23 protein-coding genes and 1 riboswitch are annotated in these 22,683 nt (G+C 44.7%); of the genes, 20 read left to right on the plus strand and 3 right to left on the minus strand.

All coding sequences use genetic code 11. The annotated features are described in order from the left end of the window. The first annotated feature begins 136 nt into the window (after positions 1–136). From AC58QG_RS26815 to AC58QG_RS26835, 5 genes are all read left to right on the plus strand, one after another. Entirely contained in the window at positions 137–1,147 is a 1,011-nt protein-coding gene (locus AC58QG_RS26815) for a glycosyltransferase (RefSeq protein WP_497365152.1), read from the plus strand. A gap of 5 nt (positions 1,148–1,152) precedes the next feature. Then, positions 1,153–2,211 (plus strand): polysaccharide pyruvyl transferase family protein, encoded by a 1,059-nt coding sequence (locus AC58QG_RS26820; protein WP_497365153.1) that lies wholly within the window; start codon positions 1,153–1,155, stop codon positions 2,209–2,211. Positions 2,212–2,302: 91 nt separating this feature from the next. After that, positions 2,303–3,829, plus strand: a complete 1,527-nt coding sequence (locus AC58QG_RS26825) for an MATE family efflux transporter (RefSeq protein ID WP_497365154.1) — start codon at positions 2,303–2,305, stop codon at positions 3,827–3,829. A gap of 247 nt (positions 3,830–4,076) precedes the next feature. After that, complete coding sequence (galE, locus tag AC58QG_RS26830) at positions 4,077–5,132, plus strand: UDP-glucose 4-epimerase GalE (protein WP_497365155.1); 1,056 nt, start codon at positions 4,077–4,079, stop codon at positions 5,130–5,132. Between the two features lie 97 nt (positions 5,133–5,229). After that, a riboswitch (cyclic di-GMP riboswitch) is annotated at positions 5,230–5,317 on the plus strand. A 46-nt stretch (positions 5,318–5,363) separates the two neighbouring features. Further along, entirely contained in the window at positions 5,364–5,492 is a 129-nt protein-coding gene (locus AC58QG_RS26835) for a hypothetical protein (RefSeq protein ID WP_268796258.1), read from the plus strand. A 253-nt stretch (positions 5,493–5,745) separates the two neighbouring features. Here the strand turns inward: AC58QG_RS26835 and AC58QG_RS26840 are convergent, their stop codons facing one another. Beyond that, the gene (locus tag AC58QG_RS26840) at positions 5,746–5,883 is read right to left on the minus strand and encodes a hypothetical protein (RefSeq protein ID WP_497365156.1); all 138 of its coding nucleotides are present in this window, start codon (positions 5,881–5,883) and stop codon (positions 5,746–5,748) included. A 220-nt stretch (positions 5,884–6,103) separates the two neighbouring features. On the opposite strand from AC58QG_RS26840, the gene AC58QG_RS26845 reads away from it, so the two are divergent. From AC58QG_RS26845 to AC58QG_RS26880, 8 genes are all read left to right on the plus strand, one after another. After that, a complete protein-coding gene (locus AC58QG_RS26845; protein WP_497365157.1) occupies positions 6,104–6,826 on the plus strand; it encodes a hypothetical protein in 723 nt (240 codons plus the stop codon). A gap of 37 nt (positions 6,827–6,863) precedes the next feature. Beyond that, positions 6,864–7,427: a hypothetical protein gene (locus AC58QG_RS26850; RefSeq protein WP_497365158.1), complete on the plus strand. Its 564-nt coding sequence runs from the start codon at positions 6,864–6,866 to the stop codon at positions 7,425–7,427. A gap of 41 nt (positions 7,428–7,468) precedes the next feature. Further along, a complete protein-coding gene (locus AC58QG_RS26855) occupies positions 7,469–8,413 on the plus strand; it encodes a copper amine oxidase N-terminal domain-containing protein (RefSeq protein ID WP_497365159.1) in 945 nt (314 codons plus the stop codon). A 97-nt stretch (positions 8,414–8,510) separates the two neighbouring features. After that, entirely contained in the window at positions 8,511–8,942 is a 432-nt protein-coding gene (locus tag AC58QG_RS26860) for a hypothetical protein (RefSeq protein WP_497365160.1), read from the plus strand. 187 nt (positions 8,943–9,129) lie between these two features. After that, the gene (locus AC58QG_RS26865) at positions 9,130–10,053 is read left to right on the plus strand and encodes an NAD(P)/FAD-dependent oxidoreductase (protein ID WP_497365161.1); all 924 of its coding nucleotides are present in this window, start codon (positions 9,130–9,132) and stop codon (positions 10,051–10,053) included. 27 nt (positions 10,054–10,080) lie between these two features. Then, positions 10,081–10,320, plus strand: a complete 240-nt coding sequence (locus AC58QG_RS26870; RefSeq protein WP_497365162.1) for a glutaredoxin family protein — start codon at positions 10,081–10,083, stop codon at positions 10,318–10,320. Between the two features lie 26 nt (positions 10,321–10,346). Further along, positions 10,347–10,916, plus strand: a complete 570-nt coding sequence (locus tag AC58QG_RS26875) for a peroxiredoxin (RefSeq protein WP_497365163.1) — start codon at positions 10,347–10,349, stop codon at positions 10,914–10,916. Positions 10,917–11,032: 116 nt separating this feature from the next. Then, on the plus strand, positions 11,033–11,305 hold the full coding sequence (locus AC58QG_RS26880) for a hypothetical protein (protein WP_497365164.1): 273 nt from the start codon (positions 11,033–11,035) through the stop codon (positions 11,303–11,305). A 65-nt stretch (positions 11,306–11,370) separates the two neighbouring features. Here AC58QG_RS26880 and AC58QG_RS26885 read toward each other — a convergent pair whose 3' ends face one another. Continuing rightward, complete coding sequence (locus AC58QG_RS26885) at positions 11,371–12,441, minus strand: LacI family DNA-binding transcriptional regulator (RefSeq protein WP_497365165.1); 1,071 nt, start codon at positions 12,439–12,441, stop codon at positions 11,371–11,373. 245 nt (positions 12,442–12,686) lie between these two features. On the opposite strand from AC58QG_RS26885, the gene AC58QG_RS26890 reads away from it, so the two are divergent. Next, entirely contained in the window at positions 12,687–15,803 is a 3,117-nt protein-coding gene (locus AC58QG_RS26890) for a beta-galactosidase (RefSeq protein ID WP_497365166.1), read from the plus strand. A 242-nt stretch (positions 15,804–16,045) separates the two neighbouring features. Here the strand turns inward: AC58QG_RS26890 and AC58QG_RS26895 are convergent, their stop codons facing one another. Further along, positions 16,046–16,282, minus strand: coding sequence for an AbrB/MazE/SpoVT family DNA-binding domain-containing protein (locus AC58QG_RS26895; RefSeq protein ID WP_497365167.1), 237 nt, complete (start codon positions 16,280–16,282; stop codon positions 16,046–16,048). 279 nt (positions 16,283–16,561) lie between these two features. Between AC58QG_RS26895 and AC58QG_RS26900 the strand changes: the two genes are divergently transcribed. The 6 genes from AC58QG_RS26900 to AC58QG_RS26925 all read left to right on the plus strand — a co-directional run bounded on the left by AC58QG_RS26900 (position 16,562) and on the right by AC58QG_RS26925 (position 22,524). Then, on the plus strand, positions 16,562–17,416 hold the full coding sequence (locus AC58QG_RS26900) for a sugar phosphate isomerase/epimerase family protein (RefSeq protein ID WP_497365169.1): 855 nt from the start codon (positions 16,562–16,564) through the stop codon (positions 17,414–17,416). Positions 17,417–17,418: 2 nt separating this feature from the next. Continuing rightward, positions 17,419–18,435, plus strand: a complete 1,017-nt coding sequence (locus AC58QG_RS26905) for a Gfo/Idh/MocA family protein (protein ID WP_497365170.1) — start codon at positions 17,419–17,421, stop codon at positions 18,433–18,435. A gap of 18 nt (positions 18,436–18,453) precedes the next feature. Continuing rightward, positions 18,454–19,236: a glucosamine-6-phosphate deaminase gene (locus tag AC58QG_RS26910; protein ID WP_497365171.1), complete on the plus strand. Its 783-nt coding sequence runs from the start codon at positions 18,454–18,456 to the stop codon at positions 19,234–19,236. Next, positions 19,226–20,407, plus strand: coding sequence for an N-acetylglucosamine-6-phosphate deacetylase (locus tag AC58QG_RS26915; RefSeq protein WP_497365172.1), 1,182 nt, complete (start codon positions 19,226–19,228; stop codon positions 20,405–20,407). The genes AC58QG_RS26910 and AC58QG_RS26915 overlap by 11 nt, the downstream gene beginning before the upstream one ends. Before the next feature lie 98 nt (positions 20,408–20,505). After that, positions 20,506–21,411, plus strand: coding sequence for a helix-turn-helix transcriptional regulator (locus AC58QG_RS26920; protein WP_497365173.1), 906 nt, complete (start codon positions 20,506–20,508; stop codon positions 21,409–21,411). Between the two features lie 30 nt (positions 21,412–21,441). Then, on the plus strand, positions 21,442–22,524 hold the full coding sequence (locus AC58QG_RS26925; RefSeq protein ID WP_497365174.1) for a Gfo/Idh/MocA family protein: 1,083 nt from the start codon (positions 21,442–21,444) through the stop codon (positions 22,522–22,524). Positions 22,525–22,683 lie beyond the last annotated feature (159 nt).

Raw genomic sequence — 22,683 nt, forward strand, 5'->3', positions numbered from 1 at the left:
GGTTTATTAATATCGTAGTGACAGGTCCAAAAAAATATGTGAATGTAAATTTTGTGAATATAAAGTTAAAATTCAACCATTTGGTTTTAGAGCTTTAGATCGAATAATTTTTTGTTCATATAAACGAGGTGTTTTTATGTTGACAAAAGTTTCTATTGTTGTAGCTATTTATAATGTTGAAAAGTATATTCATAAGTGTGTGAGTTCAATATTAAATCAAACTTATAAAGATATTGAAATTATTTTAGTAGATGACGGATCACCAGATAATTGTCCCTTTATTTGTGATGATTATGCGAAAATGGATTATAGAGTAAGCGTAATTCATAAAGAAAATGGTGGATTATCAGATGCTAGAAATGCCGGGATGGATAAAGCTACAGGAAAATTTATTATATTTATTGATGGTGATGATTATGTAGAATTAAATATGGTTGAAAAAGCAACAGAGTTAGCACATTCGAGTAAAAGTAATGTAGTGATATGGGGATTTATTGCCGATTATGTAGATGTAAATGAAAACTTAATAAAATCAGTTATTCATAAACATGAACCAGGTATTTTTATAAGAAGTGACTATAAAAATATAGTGTTTGGAAAAGATCTAATCGGTAATTTAGGTTATGCATGGAATAAAATGTATGAGGTGTGTTTCTTAAGAGAAAATAATTTCAAATTTACTAAGGGTCTTTCCCTAGTTGAAGATATTGTTTTTAATTCTCCAGTGCTTGCTGGGAGTGAGAAAATTGCGTTTGTAGATGTACCACTGATCCATTATGTGCAACGTCCCAGAGTGACTTTGGGTAATAAATTTTATGTTGATTATTTTGAAATAAAACAGAAAGGTATAGTTGCTGTTGAAAATTTATTAAAGTCTTGGAATCAAGATAGTAATGAAATTTCGAAAATAATAGCTGCTTTGGTGATGGGTTCTTTAAGAACAACAATTAGTCAATTAAGTAGGGCAAATACTCTTTCGCGAAATAATAAAAAAGAATATTTAGATAAGATATTATGTAATCCAACAATAATAAACAAATTAGAAAATGTTGAACTTTCATCTATAATAGATAAATTTATTTATAAACTAATCAAACTTAAACAAAGCTATGCATTGCTTCTATTTTATAAATTACTCCAGAAATAAAGGGGATGACTAATATTAACGCTTATCAAAATAAATCACTAATTAGAAAAAAGTTATATTTAAAGTATCTATTAAGCAATAGCAATAAAGGAAATAAATATTCTAATATTGTTAAAGAAAAGAAGAAAATTATTGTAACGCTTGCAGCTAACTATGGGAACTTAGGAGACGTTGCAATAACCTATGCACAGACAAAATTTTTAAAAAACGAATTTCCCGACTACGAAATAATTGATTTCCCGATAAGTAGCACATTTTCAGATATGAAGGCGCTAAAAAAAGTTTGCACTCCAAATGACATTATTACAATTGTAGGCGGAGGAAATACAGGAGATATGTACGATGATATTGAATACTGTCGCCAATTTATCATTGAACAATTTCCAGAAAACAAGATTATTTCTTTCCCCCAAACTATAGACTTTTCTGAGACTGTTTATGGTAACAAGGCACTTCAAAGAGCGAAACGTGTATATAGTAAACATAAAGATTTAGTAATAACAGCTAGAGAAAAAAAGTCATATGCAATATATCAGAAATACTTTTCAAATATTATGTTTTTACCAGATATAGTTCTTTACTTAAATGAACAAGAACCAACGTATCGACGAGAAGGCATTACAATGTGTATTCGCAATGATAGGGAAAAAAAGTTAGATAAGTCAAATGAACTTCTTTTAGAAACTATTCTAAAAGAATGTTATGAAGTGAATTATTATGATACTCATATAAATAAAAATAACTTGTCCATTCAAGAAAGAGAGTTTGAATTACATCAAATTTGGACTGTCTTTAAAAAATCCAAAATAGTAGTTACAGATAGGCTCCATGGCATGATATTTTGTGCTATCACCAAAACCCCGTGTATAGCATTAGATAATTCTAATCATAAAATATCTGGGGTATATAATGCATGGCTTAAGGATTCGACATATATTAAAATGATTGAACATTTTGATCTGGATGAAATTCAGAAAGAGATTGAACTATTGTGGAATCTTGACACAAATGCTATTGCTGAAGTCAATTTAAGTAAAAAGTTCAAATCACTTAGTAAGCTATAGGAGATTTTTGAAAAACAGGATTGCTTGTTAAGAGTTTACGTGATTAACTTTACAGACCTTTTTGAAGTTTTAATATTGAAGGAGATCATCAATGCAAGGTAAATTAGTATATAACTTAATAGCATCTTTAACAACTTTTACACTTTCTGTTTTGATCTCTTTATGGATGACACCTTATATTATTAGTACTATCGGAGCAGAAGCATATGGTTTTATCCCATTGACGCAAAATTTTATTAGTATACTATCTGTTCTAACTGTTTCTTTAAGTTCTGTAATTGCTCGTTTTTTTACTGTTGCTATATTACAAGATGACTATTCTAATGCTCAAAAGTTCTTTAATACTTATCTATTTTCATCAATAATATTTTCTGGATTTTTAATAATAATATTTATTGTTTTATCATTGTTGATTGATAGTTTTATCAACATTCCTACAGATTTAATATTAGATGTTAGAATATCAATTTTTATTAGTGGTTTTTTATTAGTAATGACATATGTAGGGGCCGTCTTCGATGCAGCCCCATTCAGCACTAACAAATTATATATAACAAAAGGAATAGAAGCATTAAATGCTATTGTGAAAACTATTTGTATTTATTCACTCTTAACTATTCTTACTCCAAAAGTTTGGTATGTAAATTTTGGGACGATTATTGCAGGGGGATTATCTTTTATATTAGGTATATTTTTTTTTAGAAAGCTATTGCCTCAAATAAAATTTAATTATCAAGATTTTCAGTTAAGTAAATTAAAAGAGTTGCTTGGTGCAGGAATATGGAATTCTATAGGCCAAATTGGGGTGCTTCTATTTCTTGCAATCGATATCCTAGTAGCGAATATAACATTAGGGGCTGAAAAAGCAGGTATTTATGCAGCAATTTTACAATTTCCTCTACTTTTAAGAACACTTGCTGGAATTACAGCTGGTGTTTTTGCACCTGTTATTATTACACTTTTCGCAAAGGAAAATATTAATGGCTTGATACAGTATTCAAATAAAGCAGTAAGACTAAACGGGTTACTAATAGCATTACCTGCAGCTTTAATATGTGGAATGAGTAGTGCACTTTTAAGAGTATGGTTAGGGGAAGAATTTGAAATATATAAATGGGTATTAATTCTAAACTCAGCATACTTGGTATTTGTATTAAGTATAATGCCACTTAACCATATCTTTACTGCAGTTAATAGATTAAGATTACCTGCTTTAGTTACTATACTATTGGGTATTATTAACTTAGTACTTGCATACTTATTATCTGGGCCACTAGGTTTAGGTCTTTATGGAATAGTTATTGCTGGTGCAAGTTCTTTAATTCTAAAAAATCTTATATTTATACCGTTATACAGTTCTTATATAACTGGCCAAGCCTTTCATATGTATTACAAAGGTATATTTCAACCAATAACTAGCTTTGTATTTGCTATTTTATTTAGTTTTGTTATTCAACTTTTTCATAATATTGAAAATTGGCTAGATCTCATATTGGTTGGATTAGTTATTTCAACATGTTACTGTTTATTTTCTTATTTTTTTCTTTTAAATATAGATGAGAAAAAAGTAATGAAGAATTTAATTATAAAAATAATTAGAAAAATAATTAGAAAATAATCAGAAAAATATGTTGAGTTTACAATAATATTTTTCTTTCTAGGAATTTATTATAGTTGTTCTAATTTAAATCATCCATAATTTCTCTATTAATTAGCACTTTAGAATAAGCATTTTATGACCTCCCTAAATATGAAAGCTTGATGCACCACATCTTATAAATGGACCAAGATAAATATGGAGGATCTAGCAATATTAGAAGTAGAAGTGCTCCGAAATAAAATTAATTAGAAAGAGGAATTAATAGATGGCAATATTAGTTACTGGAGGGACTGGTTATATTGGTAGCCATACCTGTGTGGAGTTATTAAACGAATACAATGAAATAATAGTAGTAGACAATTTGTCAAACAGTAAGTTGGTATCTTTATATCGAATACAAGAACTCACAGGTAAAATAATAAAGTTTTATAATGTAGATATATTGGATAAAGATAGTCTAGAAACTATTTTTTTAGATAATAAGATAGAGGCTGTTATTCATTTTGCTGGCTATAAAGCAGTCAGTGAATCTGTGCAGATTCCACTTAATTATTATCAAAATAACATTACTGGAACACTTACTCTTTGTCAGGTGATGCAAAAATTCAATGTAAAGAGATTGGTGTTTAGTTCTTCGGCTACTGTATACTCACAGAATTTATCAGAGGCTATATCAGAAGAGTATTCCTTGGGAGCATCGAATCCTTACGGACGCACAAAATTAATGATCGAGGATATCCTTAGAGACCTCTATACTTCTGACAATAGTTGGAGTATTTCGATTCTACGTTATTTCAACCCAGTAGGAGCTCATTCAAGCGGCAGAATTGGTGAAGATCCTAATGGAATTCCCAATAACTTAACACCTTACATCACCCAAGTAGCAGTAGGAAAACGGGCGAATCTACAAATTTTTGGTGATGACTATCCAACAATAGATGGAACTGGGGTAAGAGATTTTATTCACGTGGTTGACTTAGCATTAGGACACTTAAAAGCGTTAGAAAAAGTGATGTCAACAACTGGAGTTGATGCCTATAACTTAGGCACAGGTAAAGGATATAGTGTGTTGGAGATGGTACGTGTATTTGAAGAAGTGACGGGAAGAAAGATACCGTATGTTATTACGAAGCGAAGACCAGGGGATCTAGCAGAATGTTACTCAGACCCATCAAAGGCAAAGAAAGAGTTAGGATGGGAAGCAAAAAAAAGTATAGAAGAAATGTGCGCCGACGCGTGGCGATGGCAGTTATATAATCCAAATGGCTATAGTGAGATGGATAGTTCTGAAGTAGATAACCTTAAGTTTACTACAACCTAGTTCTTCCGCCCCTCCCTCGATCCCGAAAACACGACTTATATACCATTGCCGCAAATTGTGGATTTGCTACAATAGTATATAGTCAATCACATAAATCGGACGATAATGGCAAAGCTGATGAAAATCAGTGACGCAAAGCTATAGGGACTAAGGTGGTTATGCCAGTATGTCAGCCAGCTTCCGAATCATCGTGCCTCCCATTGATTTATGTGAAATCGAGGAGGAAATCATATGGATAAGTTTTGGCATTCTTTTTGGTTGAGATTTAATGAGGTAATTCTGGATAGCTGCATCTGTGATGTGGAACGTACGAAGATTTTCAATAAAATTAGTTATCATCGCACGAAACTGTATACATAAAGAAAAGCACCCCAGAAGGTGCTTTTTTCTTTTTCTTTTAAGGAACGATCCTATTCCGTTATGTGCTTGGCTGTATAGCAGCCGCGCGGCAAAGAAAACATATGTGAATGGAATAGCTTCCTTTGGATACTAGAAATAGGACTATCGACCCTGACTTTAGTCCCTCTTCAAATGTCGTATCCTCGGGTATAATGGCATTAATAGAAAATCTTACTTCAAGACTTTCATCTTGAATGAAGTCCAACAGCTTTAGCTATTCTTGACTGTTCGTGAATCGTCTGCGCTTAAAACCCCAATATTTGATCCAAATCGTGCCTTCATCATCTTTGAATATCTTGATCCCGATAAATCTTAGTGGGGTCCATACTTCAGTAAAGTAATAATTAGGCATGTGCATCGTCTCCCCGCGTATGGTGTATATTACTCTCTAATATATCTGTTACCATTTAAAAAGTATGTCGAATTTTGTCGTCACATTAAATAGACGATCTATTTTTGCATTTAAGGGCACCCGTTGGGTGCTTTTTTTGTTTTTTCCCGACAATATGTGACTTCTGGACGTATAAAGTTTATAATAAACATATCCATAATGTGACTTGGTTGGTGAAGATATGAAGAAAAAGAACTGGACGAAACGACTAGTATGGGTTGGAAGTAGTGCTGCTGTACTGCTGATTATTGGGTATTTTGGCATGAACGTCGCTATGTCTTATTTCCTGGATTCGATGATTCCCTCCATTCCATTGGAAATTAGTCAAGCTGCAGATGTTGATACTAGTTTGGTAGCTTCCAATAATAGCAACCGAAGTGAAGCTGATAGTAAGATAAACGCGACAGCTGCACCTGAGGAGTCCTCGGTTCCCGATGTGAAGAAGGTGGATGGAGCATCACCTACGCTTCAACCGAAAGGGACGACACTTCCGGTTGAAACTCCTGCTGAGAAGCAAGTTACAAGTTCATCGACGCAGAATGCTAACGAAACTAAGAAGGCTGAACAGATCCCTATAGCATCTCCAACAGCGACGAAGAATGGGACAGGCTATGAGGCTCAAATTACGACAGAGAAGGCGAAAGAGGTCCAGGATGCGATCACGCTCAAGGAGAAAGCTTCTGTGACTTCGGTTCTTTTAAAAAAACTGAGTGCGTCGGATCTCCAACTTTTTGCGAAGATGGCTGGTAATGGCTTATCCGTTGATGAAAAGAAGAAGGCCAAGGAAATCATTCTAAAGAAGCTATCGGAAGACGAGTATAACCAATTGATTGGAATCGCTGCGAAATATGGCTTAAGTCAAGGGAAGAAGTATCAAGAGACTCAGACGAAATCTACAAAGTAATGAAAACACAGCTTGCTAACGGCAGTAGGGGGTTGAGATGAGAAAGAAACTCATACTGACAGTCATCGGGCTAGGTATTCTAGGCGTTGGCGGTTATACGGCTTATACCTATGCGATGAATGTGATTGCAGATAAGATTGCCAACCAACTCGTTGTGGAAGGCGGGGTAAGCCAGGAATGGTTGGCGTCCGTGGATTTGTCAGCAATTGGAGAGACGGTTGAAATTCCTTCTTCTATTACACCAATTGCTACTGAGAAGCCGAAGGCTGCAACTGATGAGAAGTCCAATGGAAACGCTAAGTCTATCAGCTCGGATGAGCAAGTCTCTCCCCCTCAATCAGTGAAGGGGCAAGAAGGGCCAGCGAACGAAGAGAAGAAGCCTACTACAACGGTGAAGAAGGAAGCTGTTCAATTCGAAAGTAAGCAGGATGCTGTGAAGTTCGTGATGAGCCGGTTTTCTGCCTCAGAACTGAATAGGCTTAGGCAAATGGCCAGCGGTGGACTGACGCCTGAGAAGAAGGCGGAGTTAAAGAAAATCGCCTATACGAAGTTTACATCAGCCGAGATTTCGGCTGTACAGAAAGTGGTTTCCTCCCAATAATACATAGAAGAGGTGTTCAGGTAGTGAAAGCGAGTCAACGTATGAAAGTAATAACAGGTTTATCCCTTGCCGTGATGATAGGGATTTCTGCGCAAGCGTCAGCAGCACAAGCGCCAATGGATGTGGATGTGTATCAGGTTCCGATGCATTTTACGTTTGATGGGAAGGAATATGCGCCGCCAGAAGGTCAGCAGGGATTTATTTATGAAGGCACGACGTATGTTCCTATTCGATTCATCTCGTACTCCTTGGATAAAGCGGTCAACTGGGACCCGAATACGTACACAGTGACGATTGCGGAGCCTAAGGCGACAGATAAAATTAATATTAGTGAGTATAAAATGAATGCGCAGGTTTATTCGAAAAGCAATGAGAAGTTCGATAAATCGAAGCTGGCGCCTAGCAATTTGAAAGTATACAAAGAGAAAATTAATTATGTTTTCGATGGTGTTAATAAGAGCCCTTCTGATGAATTGCCTGGGTATATTGTTGACGGCAGTTTGTTTGTACCGATTCGTTTCTTCTCTGAATCTGTAGGCAAAACGATCAATTGGAATCCGGAAACTTACACGGTGTCCGCGGATACCAAGGAAGAGAAGAAACCCGAGGAGAAGTTGCCTGAAGTGAAACCTGAGACGAAGCCTGTAATACCTGGGGGTATCGGCGGCGGTGGGGGCGGAGCTCCTGTAACTAAACCGTCTGAAGCTTCGATTCAAGCGGATGCTGAAGCTCGATTGTCCCAACTTAAAGCAGATGCTAAAGCAGCGTTACAAGATCTATATAATCAATATAAGGCAAATCCAAGTCCGAGTTTAATTGCGCAAGGATTTGCGAAAGTCGATCAAATTGATAGTCAATTTGATCAAATTATTAATGACACGAAAGCTAAGCTAAGTGCGAACGGTTATGGTACTTCCATTACAAATACATACGAAGATCAATATGAGCAAATGAAGGAAGATGAAATGGCTAAGATCACTAAGTAACGCGCCCATTTTTGGGCTTTCGTTCACCGAGTAGGCTATCGCACACATACAGTATAGTAGAAAATCAAACTATACAGAGAATGTGAGTGATTCCGATATGACGAAGCGTGAAGATCAAGAATTTCGTCCGCCGCTCGGAGGGCATGGCGGCGGTATTGGAGGCGGTATAGGACATGGACCCGGTGGTATTGGACACGGTCCAGGCGGCATTGGAGGCCCTGGAGGACCAGGTCACTTCCCTGGAGGACCTGGCGGTCCAGGACACTTCCCAGGAGGGCCTGGCGGTCCAGGTCATTTCCCGGGAGGACCAGGGCACTTCCCAGGAGGACCCGGGCACTTTCCCCACCATGGCGGCGGCTTTAATAATGTGCTGCCTTGGGTAGTGGCCCCACTGCTATATGGTGCAGCGACACAACCGTACTACCAATACCCACCATATTATCCGTACCCATATCCATACCCGCCATACTATCAGCAATATCCATATCCTCCGTATCCCGTGATAAGGGATGATCAACAATCAGAATAGTATAAGAATCAGAGCTGCCTAACAAGTAGGAATCCCCTGCTTGCAAAGACAGCTTTTTACTTTATTTAGAATTATTATAAATAAGCTTGACTTTGTTTTTATTCTATTTATAATAATTATTATCTGATATCGATTATCAACAAAACAACTGAAACATATAAAGTCATAAGGAAGGAGTGCATCACCGATGTATGATGTCATTATTGTTGGAGCTGGTCCCGCGGGAGCTTCTGCAGCGATTTATACAGCAAGAGGGAACTTGAAAACCTTAGTTATCGATAAAGCACCGAATACAGGAGCGCTAGCGATTACGCATAAAATTGCGAATTACCCCGGCGTCATTGGCGAGCTGTCGGGTAAGGATCTGCTGGATACGATGCGCGACCAAGCCAAAGGCTTCGGAGCTGAGTTCATTCAGACGACGATTACGGATGTAGATGTGGAAGGCGAGACGAAATATGTGTTCACCGCGGACGGGATGTATGAAGGCAAGTCCATCATCATTGCAACTGGCTCTAAAGGACGTAATCGCATGCTGCCAGGTGAGGAGAATCTGATGGGGCGCGGGGTAAGCACATGTGCGACCTGTGATGGTGCTTTTTTTGAAGGGAAGACGGTCGCTGTGATCGGTGATTCCGAAGAGGCGCTGGAAGAAGCACAGGCGTTGAGTAAGTTCACTAAATCCATCCATTTCGTAGTTCCTCGACCTGAATTGCAAGGCGTTCACCACGTTCCAGAATTGAAAGGCACGAACATCCTCTACAAGACGAAGCCGCTCGAAGTTCTGGGCGATAAGCAAGTTCAAGGTCTCAGAATTCGTACAAGCTCTGGCGGCGAGGAAGTGCTGGATGTGGATGGTGTGTTTGTTTTCCTATCTGGCAGTAAGCCAGGTACAGACTTCTTGCAAGAGCAAGTCCCTCTCGATGAGGAAGGCTTTATGATTTTGGACAGCTCGATGCAGTCGCCGGTTGCGGGTGTATTTGGTGCAGGAGAAGTTAGACGCACACCGGTTAAGCAAGCTGTTGTAGCCGCTGCAGATGGTGCGATTGCCGCCATGGCGGTCGATAAATTTATTAATAAACGGGCTCAATTGATCCCGCAATACAAATAAACCAAACCTACTAGGAGATGAACAACCATGTCTAATGTAATCGTATATTCCAGTTCCAACTGCCCTTATTGCGTCCAATTGAAAAAATATTTAACAGAGCAGCAAGTCGGTTTTGAAGAAAGAAACATCGATCTGAATGATCAATTCGGACAAGAGCTGCACGATATGGGCTTAATGTCACTGCCTGTCACCGTGATCGGTGAGCACAAAATTCTAGGTCTCAACGTCACCAAACTCAAAAAAGCACTAGCCGAAATCGCTAGCTAAATCATAACCTCAAAGGAGATTACACCATGACACAACAACTAATCGTTCAATCCAATGCTACTTTTGCTAAAATAGGGCTGCCAGCACCTAGCTTCTCTCTGCTCTCTACGAAAAATATGGAAACGCTCGAGGAAAAAATCTCGCTCGAGGACTACCGCGGCAGATGGCTCGTGTTCTTCTTCTGGCCATTCGATTTCACCTTCGTGTGTCCGACGGAAATTACTGCTTTCAGCGACAATTACGAGCAGTTCCTGGACCTCGATTGTGACATCGTAGGTGCGTCAGTAGACAGTGTCTACACGCATCGTGCCTGGACACAAACACCGCGCGATCAAAGCGGCATCGGCCCTGTGAAGTTCCCACTGGTCAGTGACTTCTCCAAAGAAACTGCACGTGCCTATGGCGTCCTAGATGATGAGACAGGTGCTGCGCACCGCGGCTTGTTCATCATTGATCCGGATGGCGTGCTTCGCTATCAAGTCGTCACGGACATGAATGTAGGTCGTTCGGTTGACGAGACACTTCGTGTGCTTCAAGCACTGCAAGCTGGCGGTCTGTGCCCAGCGAACTGGAAGCCAGGCGATCGCACGTTATAAGCCAAGGAGCCCTAATCGACAGGATGTCGGTTGGGGCTTTTTCTTGAATTCGTATTCGTGCTCTCTTTTGAAGTATAATATGGAGATTACAGTTAGATAGTGAGGTCGAGTGCAGCATGGCGTCCATTGCGGACAAGGTATTTATGGGTTCATTAATTTTGATGATGGTAGCTGTTGTCGTTAGCGGGATTGGCTTTCAATTCGTGAATTGGAAATCGCAGGTGACCAATGAGCTAGATGGAGAAACGAAGACGAGCAGCAGTCGCAAGAAATCCGTTATGGATCGACAAGATAAAAGTCTGAAACGAATCGGGCGTTCTTACTTATTTTGGATTGCGCTTGCGGGAATGCTGGTCTCTATAGGGTTAAGTTATTTATCAAATCGTTAGTTGAAAAAGGCGTATAGCTGCTCATGTCATGATGAGTGCTGTACGCTTTTTTTGGTGGGCGGCGGTTAGCCGGAATCCCTCGCGATAAAACGAGAAGATAACACCACTTTCTCCACTTGTCTGCCCGGGTGTTGGAGTCGGTAAAGCAGCGTTTCTACAGCTCGAATGCCTAGTGCTTCCTTGCCGAGCTCGATTGTGCTTAAGGCCGGAGTCGCATAGGCGGCTGCTTCGATATTGTCTAGCCCGATGACTTTGACTCGATTAGGCACGTCGAGGCCGTGACGTTTCAAAATAGGCAACAAATCTAGCGCGAGGTGATCATTGGCACAAACAAAGCCATCGGGCATGGTGTCCTCGGTCAATGCAGCCACTTTGCGCTCTAATTGGTGGAGCATGTGTGGCCCAGAGTAGGCGATTTGCCATTTCTTCAAATGGTAGTGATCAGCGGGTCCGGCCATATCTTCCAGCGCCATACGGCAGCCCCACCATCGCTCTTTGAAGCTAACGGCGAATTGATCATCGCCTATGAAAATAACGCGCTTCGCGCCAGCGGAGAGCAAGCGTTGACAGGCCATTTTGCCAGCGTCCAAATTGTTATTAAGCACACTATCCACTTCGATGAGCGGTTCATTGTGGTCGATGAGGACGAGCGGAATCCCACTCTGCTTCAACGAAATGACGGACTGCGCAGGAAAAGTTCCTGCGAGCAGTTGCCCTATGCAATGCGACAGATCAATATATGAAGGTATCTGCAGCCCAAGCTGGTGATTCGGCGCGATGGGGACGATCAGATGTTCATAGCTGAGCTCTTTGCTGGCAGCGGCAATACCGGTGAGAACCTTACCCCAGAAGGGATTGTCCTGCAAATAGGTAGACTGAATCCAGACCAAGATAAAGGGAGTAATTCCAGTCCCCGAGTGCGTACTTTCACTAGTCGTGTGGTTCACAGCTTGATGATTTGGTGAGCGTTGTGCGTGAGTTTGCTGGAGCGTATAGCCCATGGCTTTCGCTGTCTCTTGAATACGAAGCCGATTCTCCTCGCTGACACCTGATTTACCTGATAAAGCCTGGGAAACGGTGTATTTGGACATGCCGAGTCGGTCGGCGATTTGCTGCATGGATACTTTTTTGCTCATATAGAGACATCCTTTTATGTTGAAAATACGTTATTGGTATGAGTATAACCTAACAAATCTATTGTTCCTGATTACGTAGAAATTGTCAATGTACACGTATATAAGCGGTTTATGCAAAAAAAAGATTGACCTCGACGAAGAAAGTGAGTAAATTATGTTCATAATTATAGGTTGTTAGCCTAACAAAAATAACAAAAAATGAATGAGATGTCTTAGGAACACACACCGACTTGGAGGATGAGAGCATGCTTACAACGATCATATTTTACGATCCCACATTTCCATATGAAGGTATTCGGCCCGATGACAAAGCTGTTGCACAGCTTGGAGAGATAGGAAGAGTGGTTAGCGCGGAAGGGCTAGAAGAAGCGCTGCAGCAAGGGGTAGATAACTTCATCCATCTCCATGGACGTTATTTTCCGAAGTCGGCTTGGCATGGGATCCTAACGCATGCACGTAAGGGCAAAGGCCTTGTACATCTAGGCAGCGCACCTTTTCGAGTACCGGCATACCTAGGCGCAGAGGGCTGGGAGCTAGAGATTGAGCAGACGACGTACCATCAGCAGCTTCAAATTCATGAAATTCTTTCTGTGGATGACGCACCAATTACTCGCTATACCGCAAATCCCGAGTTACCCTTGCTTGCTGGCAAGGAGGAGTTGTTCGCCATTCAACCGACGGTTGGATTCGCGCTGCATGTCACACGGACCGATGATCATCCAGGTCAAATTGGTTCAAGTGGTCCAATGGATGCTCACTTCACGCCACTTCTGAAAGGGATTTCAAAAGAGGGACGTGAGGTCGCGGCACCGATCGTGCTTCTTGAGAATACGAAAGGAGCTTACGCGGGGAGCCGTTGGATTTTCGCCAATGTGGTCACGGATGAAACCTTCTGGGGTAACGGAGGAGCAGCGCTAGTAAGTGAGTTGGCTGCGTATACGAAGCGAGGTGTAACTGAAATTTGGTTCAAGCCGAACTATGCTTGTTATGATCCGGGCGACCGAGCTGCTTTGACGGTTCAATTGCAGACGCTGGCGGATCGTACGGGCGCTTTTTCGGAAAATGTCTCATGGACATTCCACGTTCAGGTGATGAAAGAGGGGCATGGAACGCCAATCTGGACGACGGAATTCGCGATGAACGCGTCGCGCGAGCTCTCTTTTAAAAAGGTAAACATGCCCATTGATATCGAAGCGGGTTATTATACAGCGGTTTGTAAAGCAGTAGCGAATACGGGGGAGACGCGCATCTTCAACCAAGGCTTCTGGGGATATGATGCAGAATTGCTTCGCGAAGGGACGCCGATGTCCTGTGATCGCGACTACTTCTGGAAGGACGGACGTCCGCTCCCGATCGTTGGGATGACGTATATGACGAGCGATGTGGCGAGGAAATTTTTGTTCTTGCCGAACGTTTCCGTGTGGGATCGCGATATTGCGCAAATGGTCAAAGCGGGCATAAACCTGCTGCGTACTGGCGTGTGGTCGGCGTGGCGCCAAATCATGTTCGTGGACGGGCATCCTTATGAGGAAGTGCTGCGCAGCATTGATGCTTTTATTTTGACTTGTAAAAGACATGGGATCGAAGTCGCGTTCAATTTCTTCTCTTTTACACCAGAGCTGTGGGAGGGCGTGAATCCGTACTTGGATCCGCGCAGCGTGGAGGCGCAGAAGCGTTTTATTTCTTCGGTGGTGTCCAGACATAAGGAAACGACGAATGTGCATTGGGATCTGATCAATGAGCCTTCGATGTTTAATCCGAGTAAGCCTTTCCGTGGGCCGCAGTCGGCGCATGATGCTTTCGAGCGTGAGGCGTACATAGCTTGGCTGGAGGAGCGTCATGGGGATATTCGCAAGCTGCAAGAGCGTTGGAATATGTCTCCGGCGGAGCTGCCGAGTTTTGCTAGTGTCCGTCTGCTCGATCCATCCCAGGTGAACATGGGTACCACGGAAACGGTGGAGAAAAAAGGCTCACCATGGCTGGACTACACGCTTTTCACCATGGACATGCACAATCGGTGGGCGAAGGAATTGATCGCGACGATTCGCAGCATCAATCCAGCGCAGCTGGCTACAGTAGGCCAAGATGAAGGATTAGGGGCACAGCGGCCATCGCCATTCTTTTACGCAGAAGCTGTGGATTATACAACGGTGCATACGTGGTGGTTGATGGATCAGTTGGTGTGGGATGGAATTTTCTCTAAGGCGCCAACGAAGCCGAGTTTGATTCAAGAAACGGGCATTATGTATGTCGAGACTGCGGATGGGCGAGCGAAGCGGTCGGAGTATGAGTTGCGTAATATTTTGGAGCGAAAATATGCCTATGCCTTCTCGACAGGTGGAGCGGGTGCTGTTCAGTGGATTTGGAATATCAACTTCTATATGAACAACATCAATGAGTCGCATATTGGTGCGCTTCGTGCAGACGGTACGGAGAAGCCGGAAGCGGATGTTTCCTATGATTTCGGAGCATTCATGGGCGAGATTCGTGATCTCTTCGTGGGACGTAAATTAGAGGATGTTGTTGCTGTGTTCCCGTATTCGAATGATTTTTCCACGCGTAAAGTAGCCGGTGACGCAACAGCTAAGCTGACTCGTACGCTAGCTTATGGGATGAACGTACCTTTCCGTGGGGTGAGCGAGTATCATCTGGAGGTTTTGTCGTCGGATCAGCCGAAGCTGATTATCGTGCCAAGCGCACATAATTTCAGTGACGCCGCGTTGGAGAAGTTGACGACGCATGTTCGCGAAAATGGAGGAACGCTATTGTTTACGGGGCCGCTTGGTTTGAATGAGTACTGGGCACCTGTTGCACGTTTGACCGATATCGTGGGTGAAACGGTACTCAGTAACATTGTCCGTGAAGAGGCGATGGTGTTGGAGGGCGAGATGGTTCCTGTGTCCTTCGGTGGAGCACGGATTGCTCAGTTGAATAAAGAGGTCACACTCTCCGATGACGGAGGCTGGAACTCGCAGCATGGTGTTGTTCGCAGCTACGAGCTAGGCAAAGGCCAGCTGATCTGGTGTCCACTCCCAGTGGAGCTGGGTGAGCGCAGCGATGTGTTAGAGAAGCTGTACGCTTATGCGATGAAGTCAGCCGGTGTTGAGGCGGAGCTGACGTGGGTGAAGGGCGGACAGCTGCCGGGCGTTTATGGGCGGAAGCTGAGCTTCGATGCCGGCGCGTTGTTTATCTTCGTCTCGGAGTTCGGCGTCGACACGCAGGTTGAAGTGACCGATCCGGCAACGGGCCGGAGCTACGCGTTCGAGCTGGAAGCCGAGCGGACAGTGATGTTCGCCGCGAATTCTGCGGGCGAGTTGTTGGCTGTGTATCGACCTGAGCAGGTGCAGGTCGAGGTGAAGTAGCGAGGATGAAGCCCTCAAATGAGAAGAAGTTCTCATTTGGGGGTTTTTGGTCCATAAGTCCCAAATAAGCAGGCTAAATCGGACTAAAGCCACAACAGCCTCACACACTCCAGCCACTCTCCTCCAAAAAGCTACATCAGTCCACACACTCCAACCGTTCTTCCGAAAAAAAAGCCCATCAGGATCACAAATCCCTGAGGGCTTCTTTGCGGTCTTACCGATGTTCATCCACACGCTTGCTGTTAAGCAATCGCATCAATACAGCTGCTGCAAACGAGCTTGCCTTTGAAATAAGTCATGTCTTCGAAATTCCCACAAAACACACAAGCAGGCATATACTTCTTAAGCGTGATGCGCTCAGGATCCACATAGACTTCGATGGCGTCACCGATCTCGATATGGAGTGTCCGACGCAGCTCAATAGGTAAAACAATCCGTCCCAGCTCGTCTACTTTTCTTACAATTCCCGTCGATTTCATACAATTACCTCCTATTTTCCTAAACCAAGGAACTACTTCACCTAGTTACAAAGACTCATATTTTATATATACATCTATTCCACATATGCACTCAAATTCCTTTTATTTACTGGTCGAGATTTTAATAAATTGGCCTCTTTTTTCACAGCCAAACGAAACCGAAAAAAATGTAAACTTAGTTCAATAGAAACGTCAACTTTCCCCAAGACAATCTTGGTATAGTTAGGAAAATAAGAAAAATTCAGAATCGCATTCTCAAGCGAAGGTGGAGGTTTTTCATTGATTTGGAATCGATTAGGCGTATTGACGGATGAGGTATCTCCCGATTTCGAAAAAGCGGTGAAGTGGGCTGCCGAACAGGGCTTACAGCATGTTGAAGTAAGAGTTGTGAATGGCACCAATGTTTCGGAACTGGCTGATGCGCAGCTCGTCGACATCCGCAAAGTAGTGGAAGATCACGGATTATACGTTTCGGCCATTGCATCTCCTGTGTTCAAATGCGCACTAGATCCAAAGCGATTGGTTGAATCGGGGGACACTTTCGGGCAGAAGGAACAGAGTGTTGAGGAACATTTTCATAAACTGGATAGGGTGATTGAGATCGCTAAGCTGCTCGGGACATCACGGATCCGGATTTTCTCGTTTTGGCGAGAGCTTGACCCGCAGCAGCATCGTGAGGAGATTATTCATCATCTAAAAAGGGCAGGAGAAATCGCCGCGAGGGAAAGCGTGATTTTGCTGCTAGAGAATGAGCCATCTTGTAATGGAGGCTTTGCTGAGGAAGTGGCCTCGCTTGTTTCTGGCATTGATTCTCCAGCTGTGCGGGGCCTATGGGATCCTGGCAATGAGGCGTATGGGGCTAGAGAGGCATTCCCGAGAGGTTACCAATTCATGAAAAATACTTTGGCACATGTCCATCTGAAGGATGCTTATGTTCGTCCGGATGGAACTGCGAAATGTGTTCCGCTCGGTTCTGGCAATGTGGCAGTCATAGCTCAGATAAAGGCGCTTGAGGCAGATGGATACACTGGTTTATATACGATTGAAACGCATTTTGTACCGGATGGCGGCAGTCAGTTAACAGGCACGCGAATGACACTGGATGCGCTTCGGACTTTGCTAGAGGAGGTGTAGGATTGGCTAACTGGAGGTTCGGCATCATAGGCTGCGGTTCGGTGGCTGATTTTCATATCGAGGCTATCCGTCAAATCGAAGAGGCAAGCCTGGTTGCGGTATCCAGCCGTACGGAGTCGAAAGCGCAAGCGATCGCTGATCGAGAGGGCTGCTTCTGGACGACGGACTATCGCGAGCTCCTTGCTAGGTCCGATGTAGATATCGTCTGTGTCACGACCCCAAGCGGCAGCCACGCGACGATCGGATTGGAAGTCGTGAACGCGGGCAAGCATTTGATCATCGAGAAACCAATCAGCATGAATGTGAAAGACGCGGAGCGACTTGTGCAAGCGGCACGAGCGAATAATGTGACACTCTCTGTCATCTCACAGCGACGGTTCGAGGCGCAGAATCAAGCTATTAAAAGGGTGTTAGACGAAGGGGCGCTCGGAAAGCTCCTGCTTGTCGAGGTATCGCTGCCCTTCCACCGATCCCAGTCTTATTACGATAGCGCAGAATGGCGCGGAACGATCGCCGAGGATGGCGGGGCTTTGATGAACCAAGGGATTCATTGTTTGGATCTACTATTGTGGTTCGCAGGTGAGGTTCACACTGTTTTCGGCAAAGTCGCTACGCAGACACACGAGATGGAAGCGGAAGATCTAGGACTGGCCATTTTGCAATTTAAAAATGGAGCTTTCGGGACGATTATGGCATCGACCAGCATAAGTCCGGGTTTTGCCGCAACCATCCATTTGTATGGGGAAAAAGGGACGATTAAGCTGGAAGGCTCGACAATTGTCCATTGGACAGTGCCGGGTCGAAGCGAGCCGACCTGGATGCAGGCCGGCGCCTACGGCGGTATTACCGATCCGCGCAGCATTGTGTCGGATTTCCATCAAAGCCAGCTGTTGGATGTCATGGCTTCTATCGAAGCCGGCGATGAGCCGCTGGTTACGGGGGAATCTGGGCTGCGGGCGGTGCAGCTAGTTGAACAGATTTATAAGAGCGCGGCGGAAGGTCGACAATTGACTATATGATAATGGAGGAACGAATCTATGCGTGAGCCACAATTACAGGTGCAGCCAATCTGGCATGCACGAATCGATGCGTTACAGGTTAACGTTTATGAGAACCGGATAGCGTTGGGGCAAGCTGCTGGGCTAGATGCAGCCAACAAAATCAAGTCGCTGCTTGCCGAGAAAGCGGCTATCCGTATTATTTTCGCGGCAGCGCCCTCGCAAAATGAAATGCTCGAAACGCTGGCTCAGGATGAAGCCATCGATTGGTCGCGGATCACCGTGTTTCACATGGATGAATACATCGGACTCCGTGAGGATGCGCCGCAGCGATTTGGGTACTTTCTGAATAATCGATTGTTCGATCAGGTTAAGCCGGGCACCGTGCATCTGATCAATAGCTCGAACCAGGCAGAGGAAGAGTGCAGACGGTATGGCGCACTCCTTGAAGAAGCGCCGATTGATATTGTGTGCCTCGGCATTGGCGAGAACGGTCACATCGCTTTCAATGACCCGCCTGTAGCCGACTTTGCAGATCCTGAGCTGATCAAGCGTGTGGAGCTGGATGACATGTGCCGGCAGCAGCAGGTGAATGATGGATGTTTTGGCAGCTTTGCAGACGTGCCGACCCATGCTTTAACGCTAACCATTCCAGCGCTGATGTCGGGTACGCATCTGTTTTGCTCCGTACCTGGTATTACGAAACATCAAGCGGTACGTCGCACTTTGAACGGAGACATTTCGACCGAGTGCCCTTCGACGATTCTCCGCAGACATCCGGACTGCACCATGTATCTGGACCGAGATTCCTATGGCCGATAGTACGAGCGTTATTCGCGCACGCCATTATGCCACAGGAGCACCTGTCGCGATTACCATCAGCGATGGACGGATTGCTGAAGTGCTGGAGCTTGCTGCTTCAGAGTCAGAGGAACTGCCGATTGTCGCGCCTGGTTTGGTTGATCTGCAGATCAATGGCTATGCGGGCTGCGACTTCAACGCGCTTCCGCTGCAAGCGGAGACGGTCAGCCAGATCATCCGCATGCTATGGCGGGAAGGGATAACCTCCAGTTACCCCACCGTCATTACGAACAGTCCCGAGGCGATCGAAAGTGCGCTCGGCAGTATTGCTAGCGCCTGCGCGGCGGATCCGACGACGGAACAAGGCATTGCGGGCATTCATCTGGAAGGCCCGTTCATATCACTGGATGACGGGGCGCGCGGCGCTCACCGTCGTGATGCCGTAAGGCCGCCGGATTGGGACCTCTTCTGCCGCTGGCAGGAAGCGGCGGGCGGCCGCATCAAGATTGTGACCCTGTCGCCGGAATGGCCTGACAGTGTCTCGTTCATCGAGTGCTGCGTACGCAGTGGAGTGACCGTGTCCATTGGTCATACGGCTGCGGATTCTGCGCAGATTCGCGAAGCTGTTGCGGCCGGCGCACGAATGTCGACGCATCTAGGGAACGGGGCTCACTTGATGCTCCCGCGCCATCCGAATTACTTGTGGGAGCAGTTGGCACAGGATGATTTGTGGGGCTGTGTCATTGCCGACGGTTTTCATTTGCCGGACCAAGTGCTGAAGGTCGTGCTGAAAGTGAAAGGCGATCAGGCACTGCTGGTCAGCGATGCTGTGGCAATCAGCGGCCTCGAGCCGGGCGCCTACAAGACACACATCGGAGGAGATGTTGTGCTTACGTCAGAAGGCAAGCTTCACCTAGCCGCTGATCCTCGTCTTCTTGCAGGCTCGGCCCAGATGCTGTTGTGGAGCATAGCACACCTGAACCGACGCGGCTTAGCCGATTTCCCAGCAGCTTGGGAAATGGCCTCAACACGCCCGGCTCGCTTGATGGGATTACCTGTCGCGGAAGGCTTGTCAGCAGGAGCTCCGGCCGATTTTGTTCTCTTGGGCAGGGTGCAAGCGAACGGTCGAATCCCTTTGCGGCAGACCTACAAAGCTGGCAAACTTGTCTATGATGGAAGCCAAGCGATCTAATGGAAGCGCTTGTTTGCGCGTCTGTACAGAAGGGTTGTTCTATTCCGCCAATTGGCATATGCTTGAAGGAAATATGGCTTCGGACAGGTGGTAATCGTATGAGCATGGGGAAGGGAATGTCCTATTTTCAAAGCAAATCCACACTGAAAAAGGAGTTTCCTTTTAAAATATTCCGCTACTCCAGCATAGCACTGAAGCAACCCTTGCATATCCACGAATATATGCAGATTGCTTATGTGCTCAAGGGCGTGTGCAACCATCAGCTGCGCGGCAAATCGCTGAATGTCAGCAGAGGGGATATGTTTATTATATTGCCTGGGGTGGAGCATAGCTTAAGCGCCATTGAAGAGCGCGAGTTCGAAGTGGTGCTGATTGATTTCCTACCGTACTTGGTGCGGGAGCAGTTGAAGCCTTTTTCGGATACCTTGCAGCCTTTTCTTCACGATACTTCTGAAGTGCCGGAGCTAGGTATCTTGCCGCAACCTTGGCTGCATATCGCCAAGCCGAAGCAGCTTCTAGTGGAGCAGCTACTTCAAGATATACAGGATGAATTTGAGCATCGTGAAGCGGGTTTTGAATATGCCATCTGTACGAGCCTTGTCAAACTGCTCATCGTCATGGACCGCGAATACCGGAGGGCGAGGCGGAAGCAAAGTGTACAGTCGACATCAACGAGCCAGCATCCGATCGAGGAAGTGAAACGGTATATCCAAAACAACTATAGTCAGGATATTCCACTGGAGCAAGGGGCTTTTCTGGCAAATATGGCGCCTGCCTACTTCAGTACTGTTTTCAAGAAAGAAACAGGTCAGAACTTCGTCGACTATGTGAATGAGGTACGCATTGAAAGAGCGATGGAGCTGATTCAGCGCAATACGCATACCATTACGCAAATTGGTTTTCAGGTCGGCTTTCACCATCTCAGCCATTTCATCCGAACCTTCAAAAAACGAACAGGCATCACGCCTACTGAATATAAGAAAACGTTTGGGAATACCCCCTAAATTCATGATGGAAAGAGGTAACGACGGACGATGACCAAGAAAATTGTGAAGGTTGGTATTATTGGACAAGGACGCAGCGGGCGAGATATCCACGGCAATCTGCTCGTTCAACTTCCTGAGCATTACCGCATTACGGCTGTTGCGGACTCCATACCAGAACGTCAAGAGCTTGCCAAACAAGAATATGGTTGCCAAGCTGCTTACGCATCATGGGAGGATATGGTGGCGAATGAGGAGCTGGATCTCATCGTTAATGCCTCCCCAAGTCATCAACATTTTCCGATCACGCTGGAGCTGCTAAATCGCGGACTGCATGTCTTGTGCGAAAAGCCGTTGGCTAAGACCACGGAGGAAGTGGATCAGCTGATTGAGGCGTCGGAGCGAACGGGCAGTGTTTTGGCGGTATTCCAGCAATCCCGTTATCAGCCAGCTTTTGTTCAAGTGCAAAAAGTGATTGAATCTGGCGTGCTGGGACGCATCGTGCAGATCGACTTCAGCCTGAACGGCTTTGCTCGTCGCTGGGATTGGCAAACACTGCAAAGCAATAATGGCGGAAGTTTGATGAATACGGGGCCTCACCCACTGGATCAGGCGCTGCAGCTGTTTGGTACGGATGCGCAGCCAGAGGTCATGTGTATCATGGACAGAACGAATACCTTCGGTGATGCGGAGGATTACGTGAAGCTTTTGCTGCGCGGAAAAGGAAGACCTACTATTGATATGGAAATTTCATCCAGTTCCGCATTCCCTCACGAACAGTTCAACGTTCAAGGAACGAATGGAGGTCTTCACGGAACGGGAGATAAACTGGAGTGGAAATATTTCAAGCCGGAAGAAGCGCCAGAGCAGAAGCTGATCCGAGAGCCGTTATTCACAGCGGATGGTAAGCCTGCGTATTGCAGAGAAACGCTGCCTTGGCAAACGGAAAGCTGGGAGGTTGCGATTCCAGGCGGTAAGACAGCTTTCGAGCATATGACGGAGAAGCTGTATCTGATGCTGTATGAGACCCTAACAGAGGGGAAACAACTGGAGATTACGCCTCAGCAGGTGCGCAGGCAGCTGTGGGTCATAGAGGAATGCCAACGTCAGAATCCGCACATTTATACGGAATAAGTAATAAAGACTAAGCCCTGATCCCGCTATCCAGGCGGGGGAGGGGCTTTTTGAGATAACTCGTTCGGACAGGACGGCGCAGCCCTTTATTTTGCACGCTTACTAAGGTTCGTAAGTGGTCCATCAGTTGAAATAACTGGATTTCTTACAGCTAATCTT

This window comes from Paenibacillus sp. J22P169 (assembly GCF_059691995.1).